General features: G+C 61.7%; 14 protein-coding genes and 1 tRNA gene. 9 read left to right on the top strand and 6 right to left on the bottom strand.

The features are described 5' to 3' along the window. Positions 1-82: 82 nt before the first annotated feature. Entirely contained in the window at positions 83-1,159 is a 1,077-nt protein-coding gene (mraY, locus tag ABH939_RS25725) for a phospho-N-acetylmuramoyl-pentapeptide-transferase (RefSeq protein ID WP_003941316.1), read from the top strand. Here the strand turns inward: mraY and ABH939_RS25730 are convergent. Then, positions 1,156-2,406 (bottom strand): multidrug effflux MFS transporter, encoded by a 1,251-nt coding sequence (locus ABH939_RS25730; RefSeq protein ID WP_404650348.1) that lies wholly within the window; start codon positions 2,404-2,406, stop codon positions 1,156-1,158. The two genes, mraY and ABH939_RS25730, sit on opposite strands and share 4 nt — an antisense overlap. 233 nt (positions 2,407-2,639) lie before the next feature. On the opposite strand from ABH939_RS25730, the gene ABH939_RS25735 reads away from it, so the two are divergent. The 5 genes from ABH939_RS25735 to ABH939_RS25755 all read left to right on the top strand — a co-directional run bounded on the left by ABH939_RS25735 (position 2,640) and on the right by ABH939_RS25755 (position 5,902). Further along, positions 2,640-2,710: transfer RNA gene (locus ABH939_RS25735), tRNA-Cys, on the top strand. 456 nt (positions 2,711-3,166) lie between these two features. After that, the gene (locus tag ABH939_RS25740) at positions 3,167-3,610 is read left to right on the top strand and encodes a hypothetical protein (RefSeq protein WP_404650349.1); all 444 of its coding nucleotides are present in this window, start codon (positions 3,167-3,169) and stop codon (positions 3,608-3,610) included. A gap of 239 nt (positions 3,611-3,849) precedes the next feature. Beyond that, the gene (locus tag ABH939_RS25745) at positions 3,850-4,488 is read left to right on the top strand and encodes a recombinase family protein (protein WP_404650350.1); all 639 of its coding nucleotides are present in this window, start codon (positions 3,850-3,852) and stop codon (positions 4,486-4,488) included. Between the two features lies 1 nt (position 4,489). Beyond that, on the top strand, positions 4,490-5,107 hold the full coding sequence (locus tag ABH939_RS25750; RefSeq protein WP_404650351.1) for a hypothetical protein: 618 nt from the start codon (positions 4,490-4,492) through the stop codon (positions 5,105-5,107). A 9-nt stretch (positions 5,108-5,116) separates the two neighbouring features. Beyond that, positions 5,117-5,902 carry a tyrosine-type recombinase/integrase gene (locus tag ABH939_RS25755; RefSeq protein ID WP_404650352.1) on the top strand — a complete coding sequence of 262 codons (786 nt, stop codon included), beginning with the start codon at positions 5,117-5,119 and terminating at the stop codon, positions 5,900-5,902. Between the two features lie 16 nt (positions 5,903-5,918). Here ABH939_RS25755 and ABH939_RS25760 read toward each other — a convergent pair whose 3' ends face one another. Together ABH939_RS25760 and ABH939_RS25765 are read right to left on the bottom strand one after the other, a co-directional pair. Then, positions 5,919-6,470: a DUF4145 domain-containing protein gene (locus ABH939_RS25760; RefSeq protein ID WP_404650353.1), complete on the bottom strand. Its 552-nt coding sequence runs from the start codon at positions 6,468-6,470 to the stop codon at positions 5,919-5,921. 210 nt (positions 6,471-6,680) lie between these two features. Continuing rightward, complete coding sequence (locus tag ABH939_RS25765; protein ID WP_404650354.1) at positions 6,681-7,664, bottom strand: hypothetical protein; 984 nt, start codon at positions 7,662-7,664, stop codon at positions 6,681-6,683. 364 nt (positions 7,665-8,028) lie between these two features. On the opposite strand from ABH939_RS25765, the gene dcm reads away from it, so the two are divergent. Continuing rightward, positions 8,029-9,324 (top strand): DNA (cytosine-5-)-methyltransferase, encoded by a 1,296-nt coding sequence (dcm, locus tag ABH939_RS25770; protein ID WP_404650355.1) that lies wholly within the window; start codon positions 8,029-8,031, stop codon positions 9,322-9,324. An 82-nt stretch (positions 9,325-9,406) separates the two neighbouring features. Here dcm and ABH939_RS25775 read toward each other — a convergent pair whose 3' ends face one another. Together ABH939_RS25775 and ABH939_RS25780 are read right to left on the bottom strand one after the other, a co-directional pair. Next, a complete protein-coding gene (locus ABH939_RS25775; protein ID WP_003941303.1) occupies positions 9,407-9,532 on the bottom strand; it encodes a hypothetical protein in 126 nt (41 codons plus the stop codon). Positions 9,533-9,926: 394 nt separating this feature from the next. After that, entirely contained in the window at positions 9,927-10,574 is a 648-nt protein-coding gene (locus ABH939_RS25780) for a TetR/AcrR family transcriptional regulator (RefSeq protein ID WP_054186755.1), read from the bottom strand. Between the two features lie 97 nt (positions 10,575-10,671). On the opposite strand from ABH939_RS25780, the gene ABH939_RS25785 reads away from it, so the two are divergent. Both ABH939_RS25785 and ABH939_RS25790 read left to right on the top strand, forming a co-directional pair. Next, positions 10,672-12,462: an amidohydrolase family protein gene (locus ABH939_RS25785; RefSeq protein ID WP_404650356.1), complete on the top strand. Its 1,791-nt coding sequence runs from the start codon at positions 10,672-10,674 to the stop codon at positions 12,460-12,462. Then, positions 12,459-13,304, top strand: a complete 846-nt coding sequence (locus ABH939_RS25790; RefSeq protein ID WP_064113028.1) for an alpha/beta fold hydrolase — start codon at positions 12,459-12,461, stop codon at positions 13,302-13,304. Before ABH939_RS25785 ends, ABH939_RS25790 begins: the two co-directional genes overlap by 4 nt. Before the next feature lie 87 nt (positions 13,305-13,391). Here ABH939_RS25790 and ABH939_RS25795 read toward each other — a convergent pair whose 3' ends face one another. Beyond that, on the bottom strand, positions 13,392-14,531 hold the full coding sequence (locus ABH939_RS25795; RefSeq protein ID WP_075833736.1) for a sulfotransferase: 1,140 nt from the start codon (positions 14,529-14,531) through the stop codon (positions 13,392-13,394). Positions 14,532-14,535 lie beyond the last annotated feature (4 nt).

Consider the following 14,535-nt stretch of genomic DNA (forward strand, 5'->3'; position numbering starts at 1 on the left):
TTCGATCATCCCATGCTGGCAAGCGGTCGGGTGCCTTGTCTGATTGTGTGTCGCAGCCGCTTACGTCTGTAGAGTCCCACGGGTGATTTCAATCCTCGTAGCGGGTGGCGTCTCGTTGTTCGTCGCGCTCTTCCTGACTCCGTTTCTCATTCGTGTGCTTTCGCGGCAGGGGCTCGGGCACGAGATTCGGATCGAGGGTCCGCAGAGCCATCAGGGCAAGCGTGGCACCCCGTCAATGGGCGGCATCGCGATCATCGCAGGCATGTGGGCGGGCTACCTGGCGGCACACATCATCGGTTTCGGCTCGCGGCTACCGCGGCTGTCTGCATCCGGTTGGCTGGTTCTCGCGCTGGCGACGTCACTGGGAATCGTCGGCTTTCTCGACGACTTCATCAAGATTCGCAAGAAGCGCAATCTCGGGCTGAACAAGACGGCAAAGACTGTCGGTCAGCTGGCAAGTGCCATCATCTTCGGCATTTTGTTCCTGCAGTTCTCCAACAACAACGGAGTCACTCCCGGAAGCCAGTACCTGTCCCATGTGCGAGATATCTCGGTGTTCTCCATGGGTGCCATCGGCTTTGTGGTCTTCTTCTGCATTCTGGTGTTCGCCTGGTCCAACGCCGTCAATTTCACCGACGGCCTCGACGGTCTCGCGGCCGGGTCGATGGGCATGATCCTGGGGACCTACGTCGTCATCGCCGGTTGGCAGTACCGGAACTCGTGTGTCCTCGAGCCTGCCGCCGGTTGCTACGACGTTCGTGACCCCCTGGATCTCGCGATCGTCGCTGCCGCCGCAGGCGGGGCGTGCCTCGGCTTCCTCTGGTGGAATGCCGCCCCGGCTCAGATCTTCATGGGCGACACCGGCTCCTTGGCACTCGGCGGCCTGGTTGTCGGCCTGTCCGTCACGACGCACACCGAGCTGCTGATGGTCATCATCGGCGCCCTGTTCGTCGCTGAGATCCTGTCGGTGATCATCCAGGTTCTGGTCTTCCGATCGTCCGGTCGACGCGTATTCAAGATGGCCCCGATCCATCATCACTTCGAGTTACTCGGTTGGCCGGAAACCGTCGTGATCGCAAGATTCTGGATCTTCGTCGCGATCTCGTGCGTCCTGGGACTTGCCACCTTCTACAGCGAGTGGTTCTCCGCTGCCGGTTAGACCGATTCACTCTTTCGGGTCGTAGCCAGAAGAGCGATCAGACCGAGCGACACACACGCCGTCATCGTGACGGCCAGGGCTGTGCTCGTGTTTCCCAGCAGGCCGACTGCCGGCGCGATGGCCGCACCGACGCCGAACTGGAATGCCCCGAGCATTGCCGCGGCAGTACCGGCCGCTTCGCCGTGACGAGCGAGCGCCAGTGCCGGGGCGTTGGGCAGAACGAACCCGATGGCACCGGCCATGACCCACAGTGCGATCACGAATCCAGCGAGCCCGCCCAGTTCCAGGACCGCGACAGCAATGACGACGGCCCCGGAGACAACGGCAGCCACGAGGGCCCACTTGGTGATCTGCTGAGGAGTCCACCGGTCGAGCAGTCGGACGTTTACCTGCGAAGCGCCGATCAACGCAATCGCGCCCGCACTGAAGAGCAGTGCGAACTCCTGCTGGTTGAGGCCGTACTGATCCTGATAGACAAACGACGCGCCCGAGACATACGCGAACAACGACGCCATGCCGACGCTGGAGACGAGCGTGAGGACCATGAACGTGCGGTCGCCGAGCAGCGAACCGTAGGTTCGGAGAACCGACGTCAATCCGCTCGGGCGACGCTTTTCCTTCGGCAGTGTTTCGGAGAGTCCGAACGCACCGATCATCGCCGTGCCGACGCCGATCAGTGCCAGGACGACGAAGATCCCGCGCCAGTCGAGGGAGACGAGGAGGGCGCCACCGATGCTGGGCGCCAGGATCGGCGCAACGCCGAGCACGAGCATCAGCCGGCTCATCACAACGGCAACGGTGTTACCGCTGTAGAGGTCGCGCACGATCGCCATGGTGACCACTGCCGCGGCCGCCGCGCCCATGCCCTGGAAAACCCGCAGGATGCCGAGGACCGCGATGCTCGGTGCGAAGACCGCCAGCAGCGAAGCCAGGATGTGCACACCGATCCCGGCGAGCAGCGGCTTCTTGCGGCCGAGAGTGTCCGAGAGCGGCCCGACCAACAGCTGTCCGAGTGCGAGGCCGATGAGGGTTCCGGTGATCGTCAGCTGAACCGTTGACGACGAGACTCCGAGATCGGCACCGATATCCGGCAGCGCGGGCAGGTACATGTCGATGGTGAAGGGTCCGAGTGCAGTCATGGAACCGAGGGCAAGAATCTTCCCGACGCTCGGCTTACGGTCGATACTGCTCGTTTCCAGCGGGGCTGTCTTCACAAGCGGGGCGATGGCGGTGTTCTCGGCACTCATGAAACCTTCTGGGTTGTCTGGGTCTGGCGAACTGCTCGGTCGTTCGGTCGAAATTCGGGCCGCAATCGAATGACCTGCGCCCACCGAGGGAGTCAGCATCGAGACTGACCGATTTGTTCCCGAAAGGCCCGCACTTTTCCCAGAGACTGGAACGCTTGGCGAGAATGCACTCGAATCATGCTGAGCGGAACTGTGGTTCGAGATCGTCACCCAGGGCAGAGTTACTCACTGACGCGGGTGTGGCTGAGTGGCTAGGCACCGGCCTGCAAAGCCGTTCACACGGGTTCGAGTCCCGTCATCCGCTCGGGCGTCGGGGCTGGCCACCACGGTCAGCCCCGATTTGTATTCGCAGGTGAGAGCGCTATTTCATGCACCGTTGCGTAGTTGCGGAGAGTGGTTGCCTACTGTCGGATTACCTGTTGTGCATCTGCTGCGGAGGTACCACGGAAGTACGGCGTTCGCCGTGGTTGAGCGTGGTGCAGCGGGGCAAATGTGGGTTAGCCTGGCACCCGGTACGGCACCGCAAGGCAGCGCCCAGCCGCAGGTACACAATCCCCGGTCAGAGGCCGGGCAATCGCATCCCTTCATACGCGGCAGTCCCGCGTCGTATTTCAGTTCGGTCGGAGACCGGCTTTCCAGAACTAGAGCAAATGCTCGGTTCGACCGCCCGTCCTTACAGCGATTTCTCGCTGATCACCGAATTGGAACAAACCAGGTGAAGGCGAAAGCCCGCGTCAGATTGGAACTAGCGGCGGATCGTATGGCGAAGGAATTGCTAGGCATCGCCACCGCCGACGACGCCCCGGCAGCGGTAAAACTCGCGGCGATCAAAGATGCGTTGGACCGTGCGGGCTTGAGCGCGAAAACTGCTGTCTCGGTGGAGGTCGGGCCGAGCAAGCCCTTTGAGGAATTGCTTACCGAAATGTTCGTTGGTGGAAGCAGGGCCGAAAGCCGTGCAGCGCGAGACGTTGTGGACGAATCCGCCTTCGGCTGGCGAGACCTTCTGGACGCAGAGTTGGTGGACGATGACTACCTGGAAGACGTCGTTCATGTGCCGTCTCGTACTGTCCGTGAACAACCTGCCCCGGATCCTGAACCGCAGAATTCCGCAAGTGGCGGCCTGATGCCGATGGAAGACGCACTCAACCAGTTACGGGCAACCACGCCACCGCTGGCACCGCAGGCGCGCCGCCGTAACCGCTAATAGACCGGCCCATCCGTCGCCTCATCGGATTTGATGGGCGCGGGTGGGCAGTTGCTTGGCCTGCCGTTTGTAACTGCTCAAATCCGAAGTCGACGCCATCGTCTTGGGGTCACGGATATTCAAGCGAGACAACATAACTCGCCGCCATGGGCGCAACGCCCGCCGGTACGGTTGGGGCGCAGGGGGCGCAACCACCCTTGTGTTGCAACACCCCCCAACCAGCAAGGGAGAGAACGGGCATGAGGATCATCGGGTACGTGCGAGTGAGTACCAACGCGCAGGGCGACGACGGATATGGACTGGCGGCGCAGCGAGATGCGATGGAGCGCTGGTGCGAAGCTAGCGGTCATGAGTTGCTGACGGTGACGATGGACGTGGTCAGTGGAGCCAAGGCAGACCTGATGCACGGTAGGTCTGTCGCCATCGCCGCGATTGAGAACGGCGTCGCGGACGTGCTGCTGGTGCGTGCCCTGGACCGAGCTACCCGCGACCAGTTGGACGCCGCCGAACTCTTCAAGCGAGCGGAGCGATACGGGTGGCGACTCATGGACTGCAACGGTGCCGACAGCGGGGACCCGAGTCAGCGCCTTGTCGCGGACGTGCGCCTGGCAGTCGCGGCAGAGGAACGTCGCAAGATTGCCGAGCGCACCCGCGAAGGACTAGAGGCGCAGCGACAGCAAGGACGTGGACGGCTGATCGCTCCGGCGACGCAGCGACGCATTCAAGTGCTCCATACAGAAGGTTTCGGGGCGAAGGCAATTGCTTCGCGGCTCACTGACGAAGGGGTGCTCACTGCAACCGGAGGCGACACCTGGCATTACTCCACTGTCCGTAGCGCGTTGAAGCGCCTGGGCCTGACAACGAAGGCAGTGGCCTGACATGGCGCACGTACAGAAGCGGACGACGAGTAACGGCCAGACCCGCTACGTGGTCAAGTACCGCACCCCGGACGGCAAGGGGCGGAGTAAGGGCGGGTTCACGAACAAGAAGGCTGCCGAGGACTATGCGACCGAGGTCGACTTCAACCAGAACCGGGGCACCACATTCGACGCGAAAGCCGGAGGGGTGACGTTTCGCTCGGTGGCGGGGGATTGGCTGGCCTCGCGGATGGACCTGAAGCCGCGCACCCGTCAGGGGTACGCCTACATTCTCAATACAGGCGCGGACCTGGACGCGACCTTCGGCGGCTACCCGCCGAAGAAGATCACCCGCCCGCTGATCGTCAGTTGGATAGCGCGCCGTGTGAGCGAAGGCAAACGCCCCAGCACAATCAAGCATCAGTATTTCATTCTCAAACAGGTGCTGGACCAGGCCGTTGCCGACGGACGGATCAGTGCCAATCCGTGTGACCACGTCACGCTGCCCACCGACCGGACTGCCGTCGTTGCGGTGGTCGATTCCGCGAAGTCAGCCAACAAGGTTACTGACGGCATAGTGGACCCAGCGCAGTTCCTTGCTGCGGACCAAGTGGCCGCTCTCGCGACAGCAACGCCTTGACCATACAACGTGACGGTGCACGTTGCCGCCTGGACTGGCCTGCGCGCCGCCGAACTGGCTGGTTTGCAGGTGGGTGATCTCAAGCTGCCTCAACCGCAAAATCACCTGGCTCCCGGTGCGGTTCATGTGGAGCGAACAGTCTTGGTGAAGTACGGACCTCTGGTTAATCTGGAATCCAACGCGATGCCGGGTAAACCGGAGATTGTCTACGACAACCCCAAGACACGGGGGAGCCGGCGGAAGGTGCCACTGACCCGGGCAACGGTCGCGGTTTTGCGCGACTACCTTGAAGCGCACCCGCGAGCGGATGAGCCGTCTGCGCCGTTGTTCCCTGCCGCTGCCCTGAAACTGCAGAAGCCGAGCGGCAAGCGAGCACCCACGCACGAAAGCGGACCGCGCAAGGGTAAGCGGATGACCCCGGCCGAGCAGTCCGCCCGCCAACCTCTCGCGGATGCTGAGGAGCGGTTGCTATTGGATTGGGAGTCGCCCGTAGTCCATCGGAACTTCTACGGGCAGGTGTACCGGCCCGCTGTCCACCGGGCGAATCTTGCAGGCGCGGGACTACCCGACGACTTTCGCTTCCACAGCTTGCGACATACCTACGCCAGTTTGTGCATTGCGGCACGGATTCAGCCGTTTGTGCTGTCCAATTTTATGGGGCATGCCAACACCAACGTCACCCTTGGCGTGTACGCGCACCTGTTCCAGGACGACCATGCGGATGCAATGACTGCCCTCGGCGCGCTCGGGCAACCAGCGCTGAACTGCAACTTGGTTCAGATGAGGGTGAGTTAGACGGCATCAAGTGAATTTACTCAACCGAATCATTAGATTCCTTCGCGAGCGCATCAAGCTCGCCAGGCACTTCGAAAAGGTTTCGCAGTAGCTGCGTCGTAAATCTATAGGCCTGCTCTGCCTGGGCTTCGCTTACACTTTCGTCTCCGGCGTGCGCACCCTGGTTGCCCACTACACGTATGTGGTCAAGAGCGCCGCTGAAGCTGTTCGTGACGTGGCCGTCCGCAATCAATTTTTCGATGCTCCTGAAAAGTACTTTCTCCTGAATGCCGCGACTCTTGGCAGCAGCCTCCAGCGTGCGCCGAAGTTGAACCGCCGCGGCGTCGGGGATATCCGCGTCAATCGCACGGCGTGCATCGCCGAAATACTTGGCTACATCGTCGGGAAGGTGTTTCACGACTGAGGATTCTTCAAGCGACTCAGGTGACACTCTGATTAAGCTGTCTGTCACCCCTGGCGTCGTGTGCTCAAGGATGGTGAGTCTCGCACAATCCGGGCACGACAGAATCGTGTGGTGACGGGTTTTCTTGCGTGCGGTTTTGCTACCTGCTGAGATCACGACGTTCATTTGAGCTCGCTTAAGCCCGCAGTATCCACACGTACGCATTGCCCATGAATCATCGAATCCCATGAATGTGTTGTATCACAAGCTGTCCCGCGCTCCGTCATTGATGCGGCTTCACTCTCGTGCATGCGGCGCGAACTTATGTGTTTAATGGCCGCCGCTAGAAGGAGGATTCAGACCTTAAGTGGCGAGTCGCAGTTTGAACGCGCGCGGTCACCTGCCCCACCGGGAAATTCCCATTTCCTCTACGACCCGCTGGGTTGAAATCATGGTGTGCAAACTGCCGTCGGGCATCGTCCCCCAATGCTCGTCCAACTCGCCACGGTCGTACGAGTCAGCCAATGTGCTTGCGTCATTCGCTAAATGCTCATGAGAGCAGCGACCGCGCGGATCCACATAGAGTCTGTGACCACCGGAACCGCAGACCAACACGGCGCACGCTGCGTGTCGATGGTCGATTGCCGACGGGCACTCTTCAATCGACCCTACATCCCCGTTGAACCCAGCCAGCGAAACAACTTTTTGTTGCACCGCATGCTTTAACGAGCTGAATTCGGTACTGCTGCGGGTTCCTCCGTGGTTATGGACCACCCAACCAAACGGCTCCCTGTCGGTCACCAGGCTCGGCAGTGCCCAACCGAACTGCGATTCCTGTAATTCAAGTTCAGCGACTAGAGCGGGGTCAAAAGTTCCTCGGAACGCCACAACAGCGACCTTGCCCCCATCTTCCCGGTCGAGCAGCGCGATGATTTCGCCTAACGAGTCGCTCTTCAAGGTTGCGTTGGGAGTTCCAATGAGGATGGCAATGCTGACCTCACCGCCAAGCGGCGCGGCGGGTACCTTTATTGCGTCGTCAGAGCAGGGCGCGAGTTGTTCATGTTCTTGTTCCGGAAACCGCAGTAGATAGCCGCAACGCCAGCCAGGGGTGATTTCCGTTGTATCCATCTCCCACCGCAATGGTGCGTGCCGATCGCCCGGACGGATCCGCGCGCGCATACTGTCTGAGAGTCCGTATTGCGCCATGTTGTCCCGGTGCAGGCTGATTTTGAACTCTTTGATGCTCTTAGCCGGAGCTAGGTAGACATCGTTCTTCGGCGGTCGGCCTTCGCCACCTGTCCACACGCGCCATTCGCTGGATCGGCGACCATCGGGGGCAACCACTGCAAATCGGACGACAGTGCGTGGGGTTTCAGGCATTGACCAATCATTGCAGAGCGGACCGACAAGTGCGGAGCGCGCCGCGCTGCGCGAGGTACCAATGAGGTACCGAATGTGTCCGAGGGCGACGAGCCGACCACCGCAACGCCCTGGCCAGCACTAATGTTGGCATTTGATTAGTTGCCGAGTGGCTAGGCACCGGCCTGCAAAGCCGTTCACACGGGTTCGAATCCCGTCATCCGCTCGTGTCGGAGACCGGCAGGCATACCGCCTGCCGGTCTCTCTTGTGTAGTCCTGGTTCGCGTCGTCGGCTGCGATAGTCTGGGCTGCCGGAGCGAGCGGACCACATGAGTGAGGCACTGAATTGATTTCGGGACAGGACCTGCGATCGCGGCGCTTGCACGTGGGGATCAGTCAATTCCAGTTCGCCCGCCTCGCGGGAGTCTCGTCAGCAGTCGTCTCCGCGTGGGAACTCGACAAGGCATATCCGAAGCCACCGGTTGAGCGAGCAGTCCTCACGGCCCTCTCCGCGTTGGAAGCAGCCAAGCGTGAGGGCACGTACGCGGCCCCCCGGAAGCGATCGAGCGGTAGTACCCGTGCGCGTCGAGCGACACCGGTCAACGACCCCGCCTCGGTGGCCAGGCGTGCGGTCGCGGGGGCAGGAAACGGTGGCCCCACCGTATTGACGGCGTTCTCCGGTTGTGGCGGTATGGCCGAAGGCTTTCGGATGGCGGGGTTTTCGGTGGAGGGATACATCGAAGTCGTGCCGGAGGCGCGCGCGACCTTCGATCGGAACTTCCCCGGCGCGAAGTGCCTCGGTGAGGACATCCGGGCGATCGACGAAGCCCGGGTGAAAGATCTTCTGGCACAGGTGAATATCGATGTGTTGGCCGGGGGGCCGCCGTGTCAGGGTTTCAGTCTCGCCGGCCGGCGAGACCGCGACGATCCGCGTAACCATCTCTTCCGGAACCTACTCGAGCTCGCCGATCTGGTGAGGCCGAAGGTCGTGGTGATGGAAAATGTTCGGCTGCTGCTGAGCATGAAAGACCCGGACGGTGGGATGGTCGTCGACCGGATTCTCGGCGAGATGGCTGCATGCGGTTACGACGCGTCGGTCAACACGGTCAATGCGCAGGATTACGGCGTCCCGCAGTTCCGGGAACGAGTGTTCATCGTGGCGACCCGCCGCGACAGTGGTATCGGGCCGCTGCGTTTTCCGCCGAAGACTCACGGCGTGAATGGTGTTGCGCCGCTTAGGACTTTTCGCGATGCCACCGTCGACCTGGCCCCGCTGGAATCCGGGCAGGCTTGCGAGACGGACCCGCTGCACTGGGCCGTCGAGCATCCCGAGCACGTCTTGCGGTGGCTGCGTGATGTACCGGAAGGAATGTCGGCGCACGACAACGAAGATCCGGCCATGCGACCGTCCTCCGGGTACAACACGACGTACAAGCGCCTCCGGTGGGACGAGCCGGCGTCCACGGTCGGAACCACTTTCGGGATGATCTCGGCTTCACGCAACGTGCATCCGAAACACACGCGATCGTTGACCGTTCGAGAAGCTGCTCGCCTCCAGACCTTTCCCGACGACTACGTCTTCGAGGGCAAGTGGGGAGCGGTGCGCACGATGATCGGCAATGCGGTGCCGCCGCAGCTGGCGTCGGTACTGGCAGGAGAGATCAAGAAGGCACTCGGCTGAGATAGAGCACCTACGGAAAATGGGGCCGACGATGTCGGCCCCATTTCGAGTTACGCCCTGGCAGGGGTGTGGTGCAAGCGAATCAGCTGAGGTTGAGCTTGGCGATCAACGGCTGGACGACCTTGATGATGTCGATGACGGCGCTGAGGGTGTTGATGGAACCCATGTTTCGGTCCTCCGTGTCGTATGTACAGGTGTGTATGTACAAGGTTGTGTCTGCGTGGTGTTTCTGTACGACCTTGTGTCGCAGACACAAGTTAGCAAACTGGACGCTTGTTTGGGTCGAAATGACCGCTTTGCGCTGAAGTTGCTGAAAAGTTCACGGATTGTTCAGGAACGTAAACAAAAAACAGGCCGGACTCCCCGAAGTCCGGCCTGTCGATGACGCTTTGCGATCAGCTGAATGCCGAAAGTGCGCTGATGAGGCCGATGCCCGCAACTGCGACCTTGAGGACACTCAAGACGTCTTCGAGCTTGACACCCTCGGGCAATACGTTTTCGACAGACTCCATGTTGGATCCTTCATGTGTTGGGGTCGTGGTCCAGTGCCACTGCAAGCAAGATACCCAATCGTGACCACCTGTGAAACCCCGGCACGAAGATCACAGTTGTGTTGCGCCGGACTCACTGGCCGTCGCGGCAACGGTGGCTGCAACTATTTGCTCCACGCTGATGCCCGCTGCCGGTAGGCAGTGGTAGAAGATTCGTTCGCAAAGGTCGACCATTTCGCCTCGCTCGAGCGTCGGCTCGTCGATCCAGTTGACGACGATTTCCTCCATGAATGCCTGCCACCCGGCGATTGTCGCCTCCACGGTCGCGTTCGATTCGATGCCTAGATTCGTCAGCGCAGCGACGATCCACGTGGTGAAAGTGCGGCGCATGCCTCGGTAGATCGTGCGCATTCGAACGTCGCCACTGCCGGCCATACGCATCACGGCGAGGTAAATGGTGGGGTGCTCGATAACGGCGTCGACGAATGTCTCGATACCTGAGCGCAGCTGGGACGTGATGGGTAGCTCGGGATCCGGTCGCATTCGATCTTCGAGATCGGCCGAGGCGGCCTCGAGGATGGCGTTCTGGAAACCCTTCTTGTTCTTGAAGTAGTGGAACAGCAGTGGCGGCGAGACACCGGCCTCGGCTGCGACGCGATCCATCGACAGTTGGTCGAAAGGCTCGGTCCGCAGCATCTGTACTGCCACCTCGAGGATTTGCCTCTGACGGTCTTCGGGGGAGCGGGGGACTGCAGCCATTCCGTCATCTTATGTATTGGTTCGGAAGGTTCATTGACTTTTACTCAACGCTGTCTATAACGTGAGGTAACACATACGTGAGGCGAGGAGTCCGACAGTGTCTGCTTTCGACATCGTGGTCAACGACGGGTTGTGGTTCGACGGGACGGGGGCTCCAGGTCTGCGTCGTAATCTCGGAATTCGAGACGGCGTGGTCGCGGAGGTGTCCACGACGCGCCTCGAGATCGGGCCGGACACAGAAGTGATCGACGCGGCCGGCAAATGGGTTCTCCCCGGCTTTGTCGACGTCCACACGCACTACGACGCCGAAGCCTTGGTCAGTCCAGGGCTTCCGGAATCGGTTCGCCACGGCGTCACGACGGTCGTGCTCGGCAATTGCTCGCTGTCGACGGTGTATTCGACGCCGCGCGAGATCGCGGATCTGTTCAGCCGGGTCGAAGCAGTTCCCCACGACGCGGTGCTGCGCATCCTCGAAGCGAACAAGACCTGGACCGGTCCCGCGGCGTACACCGCCGCCCTCGAAGCCCTTCCCCTCGGACCCAATGTCGCGGCCTTCATCGGTCATTCCGATATCCGCACGCACGTACTCGGACTGGGGCGCGGCACCGACAAGAAGGTCAAGCCGACTCGCTCGGAACTCGGCCGGATGGGCTCGATGCTCGAGGACGCCATCGACGCTGGGATGCTGGGCCTGTCGTCGATGACCAATGCCCTCGACAAGATCGACGGCGACGAATATCGTTCTCGCTCTTTGCCGTCGACGTATGCACGGTGGAAAGAGTTCCGATTCCTCAATCGCATCCTTCGTGATCGCGGAAAGATCTTGCAGAGCGCTCCGACCATCAACCTGCATCCGAACGTCGCGGCGTTCTTCGCCGAAAGCTCGGCGATCGGACGCAAGAAACCGCTCAAGACGTCGCTGCTCTCCGGTGCGGATTCGAAGGCCTACCCGGTGATCGTGTACTTCATGCTCGCTGCGGCCCCACTGCTCAATCGCTTCGCGAAGACCGATTTCAAGTGGCAGCACCTTCCGGTTCCCTTCACCGTCTACGCGGATGGAATCGACCTGGTCGTGTTCGAGGAGTTCGGTGCCGGCGCCGCCGCTTTGCACCTCAAGGACCAGGTGGAGCGCAACGAACTGCTCCAGGACGAGTCGTACCGTCGCGCATTCCGTAAGGACTACGACAACAAGTTCTCACCCCGCATCTGGCATCGCAATTTCTACGATGCGGGCATCGTGGGATGCCCGGACGAGACGTTGATCGGCAAGAACTTCGGTCAGGTCGGTGACATCCGCGGAGTGCACCCGGTGGACGCGTACCTCGACCTGGTGGTGAAGTACGGGCGAGATCTTCGCTGGCGCACCACCATTGCCAATCACCGGCCCAAGTTCGCGAAGAAACTCGCCGCGAGTTCCGGTGTGCAGATGGGCTTCGGCGATGCCGGCGCGCATCTGCGCAACATGGCGTTCTACAACTACCCGGTGCGACTCCTCAAGCGCGTCAAGGACGCTCAGAGTGACCGCAAGCCGTTCCTCACCATCGAGCGCGCAATCCACCGCCTGACGGGCGAACTGGCGGACTGGTACGGCATCGACGCCGGGCATCTACGCCAGGGTGACCGCGCGGACTTCGTTGTCATCGACCCGGCCGGGCTCGACGGGTCGGTGGACGGGTTGTTCGAGGCAAAGGTTCCCGAGTACGGCGGGATCAGCCGGATGGTCAACCGCAGCGACGACGCAGCGGTCGCTACGGTGATCAACGGCCGACTCGTCTACCGCGACGGCGAATTCGCCCCCGGATTCGGAATCGAAAAGACAGGTCAGTTCCTGCGTGCCGGTGAAAAGGCTCCGGTTACCAGGGCCGCGAAGACTAGCGTGGCTCTATGACTACACCGGCGGATCGCCTCACCTCGTACTCCCGGTCCGGGCTGACCTTCGACGTACGCGACGAAGGACCCGCCGACGGTCCGGTCGTGGTTCTCCTGCACGGGTTTCCGCAGGATTCGAGCTCGTGGGATCAGCTCGCACCGCTGCTGCACACCCGCGGCTTCCGCACGGTGGCGCCGGATCAGCGAGGGTACTCACCCGGCGCCAGGCCGAAAGCGCGCTGGGCATACCGCGGGTCCGAACTCGCCGCTGACACTGTCGCACTGATCGACGCGCTCGCGGTGGGCAAAGTGCACCTGGTCGGCCACGACTGGGGTGCCGCAGTCGCATGGCAGGTCGCTGCCGAGCGGCCCGATTTGCTCAACACCGTTACCGCGGTGTCGGTTCCGCATCCACTGGCGTTCGTCAAGGCGATGGTGACCAGCACGCAGGGACTGAAATCGTGGTACATGGGGGCGTTCCAATTGCCGTTCGTTCCCGAGAAGGTTCTGTCCTCCACCTCGGCGGGTGAGAAGTTCCTGATCTCGAGCGGGCAGACGCCGGAGAACGCACGGCGCGATCTGAATGCCATGCTGGCTCCCGGTCGGCTACGCGGCGGTCTGAACTGGTACCGCGCGATGTGGATGACCAAGCCGAACCCCGCAACTGCCAGGGTCACCGTGCCGACCCTGCACGTCTGGAGTGACGGCGACGCCGCCATCGGCCCCAAAGGGTCTGCGCTCACCCCCGCGTTTGTCGACGGCCCGTACCGGTTCGAGGTTCTCAGCGGCGTGAGCCACTGGATTCCGGACGAGGCGCCGGTCGAGTTGGACCGACTGCTGGGTGAGCATCTCAGCAGCTGACCGCGTTTTGATCACTGAAGCCCCCGCCGTTCGGCGGGGGCTTCAGTCGTCAGCAAGGTCGTCAGCAAGGTCGTCGACCAACCGTGGTCAGCGAGCTCCGAATCGCTCTTCCACCTGCTCCTTCGTCAGACCGAACTCCTCGAGCGTGTACTTGTGCGACGGTTTGCGAGCACCCGAGCGGCTTTCCTCGTGCATGGCCTCCATCGACTGCTGCGCGGCAGCTGTCAACGGGATGTCGAAGTGCGTGTAGATGTTCTCGACGGTTCCCAGCGGATCGGTGACGAAGTCCTGATAGTCGACGTCGATGAACTGTGCGGGATTGTGGTGTGCGCGTGCACTGTCGAACTGCTCGAGCCCCCTGGCCCACAATTCGAGCTGACTTTCGCCGATCACCTTGTCGGTGAACGTGTTCGACCAACCCTCTGTAGCCTGGGCGGCCAGGCTGCACACCGACGGAATGATCGTCGTAGGGGAGCGGTGAGTCTGGATGACGAGCGCGTCGGGGTACGCCTCCATCAATTCGTCGAGCGCGAACAGGTGGCTCGGGTTCTTGAGGACCCACCGTCGATCCTGATCGGGCAGACCGATCAGCTGCAGGTTCTTCTTGTGTCGTGCATAGGCGTTCGACCACTCCTGGTCCTTCAGCCATGCGGAGTACGTGGGTAGATTGGCCAGACACTCGTACGACACGGACTTGAACGTCTGACGCAAGAGTTGCCAACATTCTTCGACTTCGCTGGCCGACATGTAGTGCACGCCCATGAATTCGGGATGCTCGACGTGGTGTTGACCGAATGTCTCCTCGATCTTGGCGAAGACCGGGTTCGATTCCCACGTATCGCGAGGCGGGCGAGGCTGAGGGAACTCGGTCAGCCACATCTCGAGGCCCTGGTGAGCCGGGTCGACCGTGAGGAGGCGGTGCAAGGCAGTGGTGCCCGTGCGTGGCAATCCGGTGACGAAGATCGGCCGCTCGATCTTGACGTCGGCGTGTTCCGGATGCTCCTTCCACGCCGATTCGCTGAGGAGACGGGCCACCAGGGCGCCGCGAAGGAATACCCGAGAGATCTTGCTGCCGAAGGGCGTCAGATCCTCGTCGCGGTCGTAAGACTCGAGGAGGACCGACAGAGCCTCGGTGTAATCGTCGACGCCGAAGTCCGTCAGGCCGGTCATCCGCGTCGCCGAGGCATGGAGATCCTCGACGGTGCCGACGTGAGTGCGTTCAGTCATGGTG

This window comes from Rhodococcus sp. 27YEA6 (assembly GCF_044908235.1).
In the GTDB taxonomy this organism is placed as follows: domain Bacteria; phylum Actinomycetota; class Actinomycetes; order Mycobacteriales; family Mycobacteriaceae; genus Rhodococcus_F; species Rhodococcus_F qingshengii.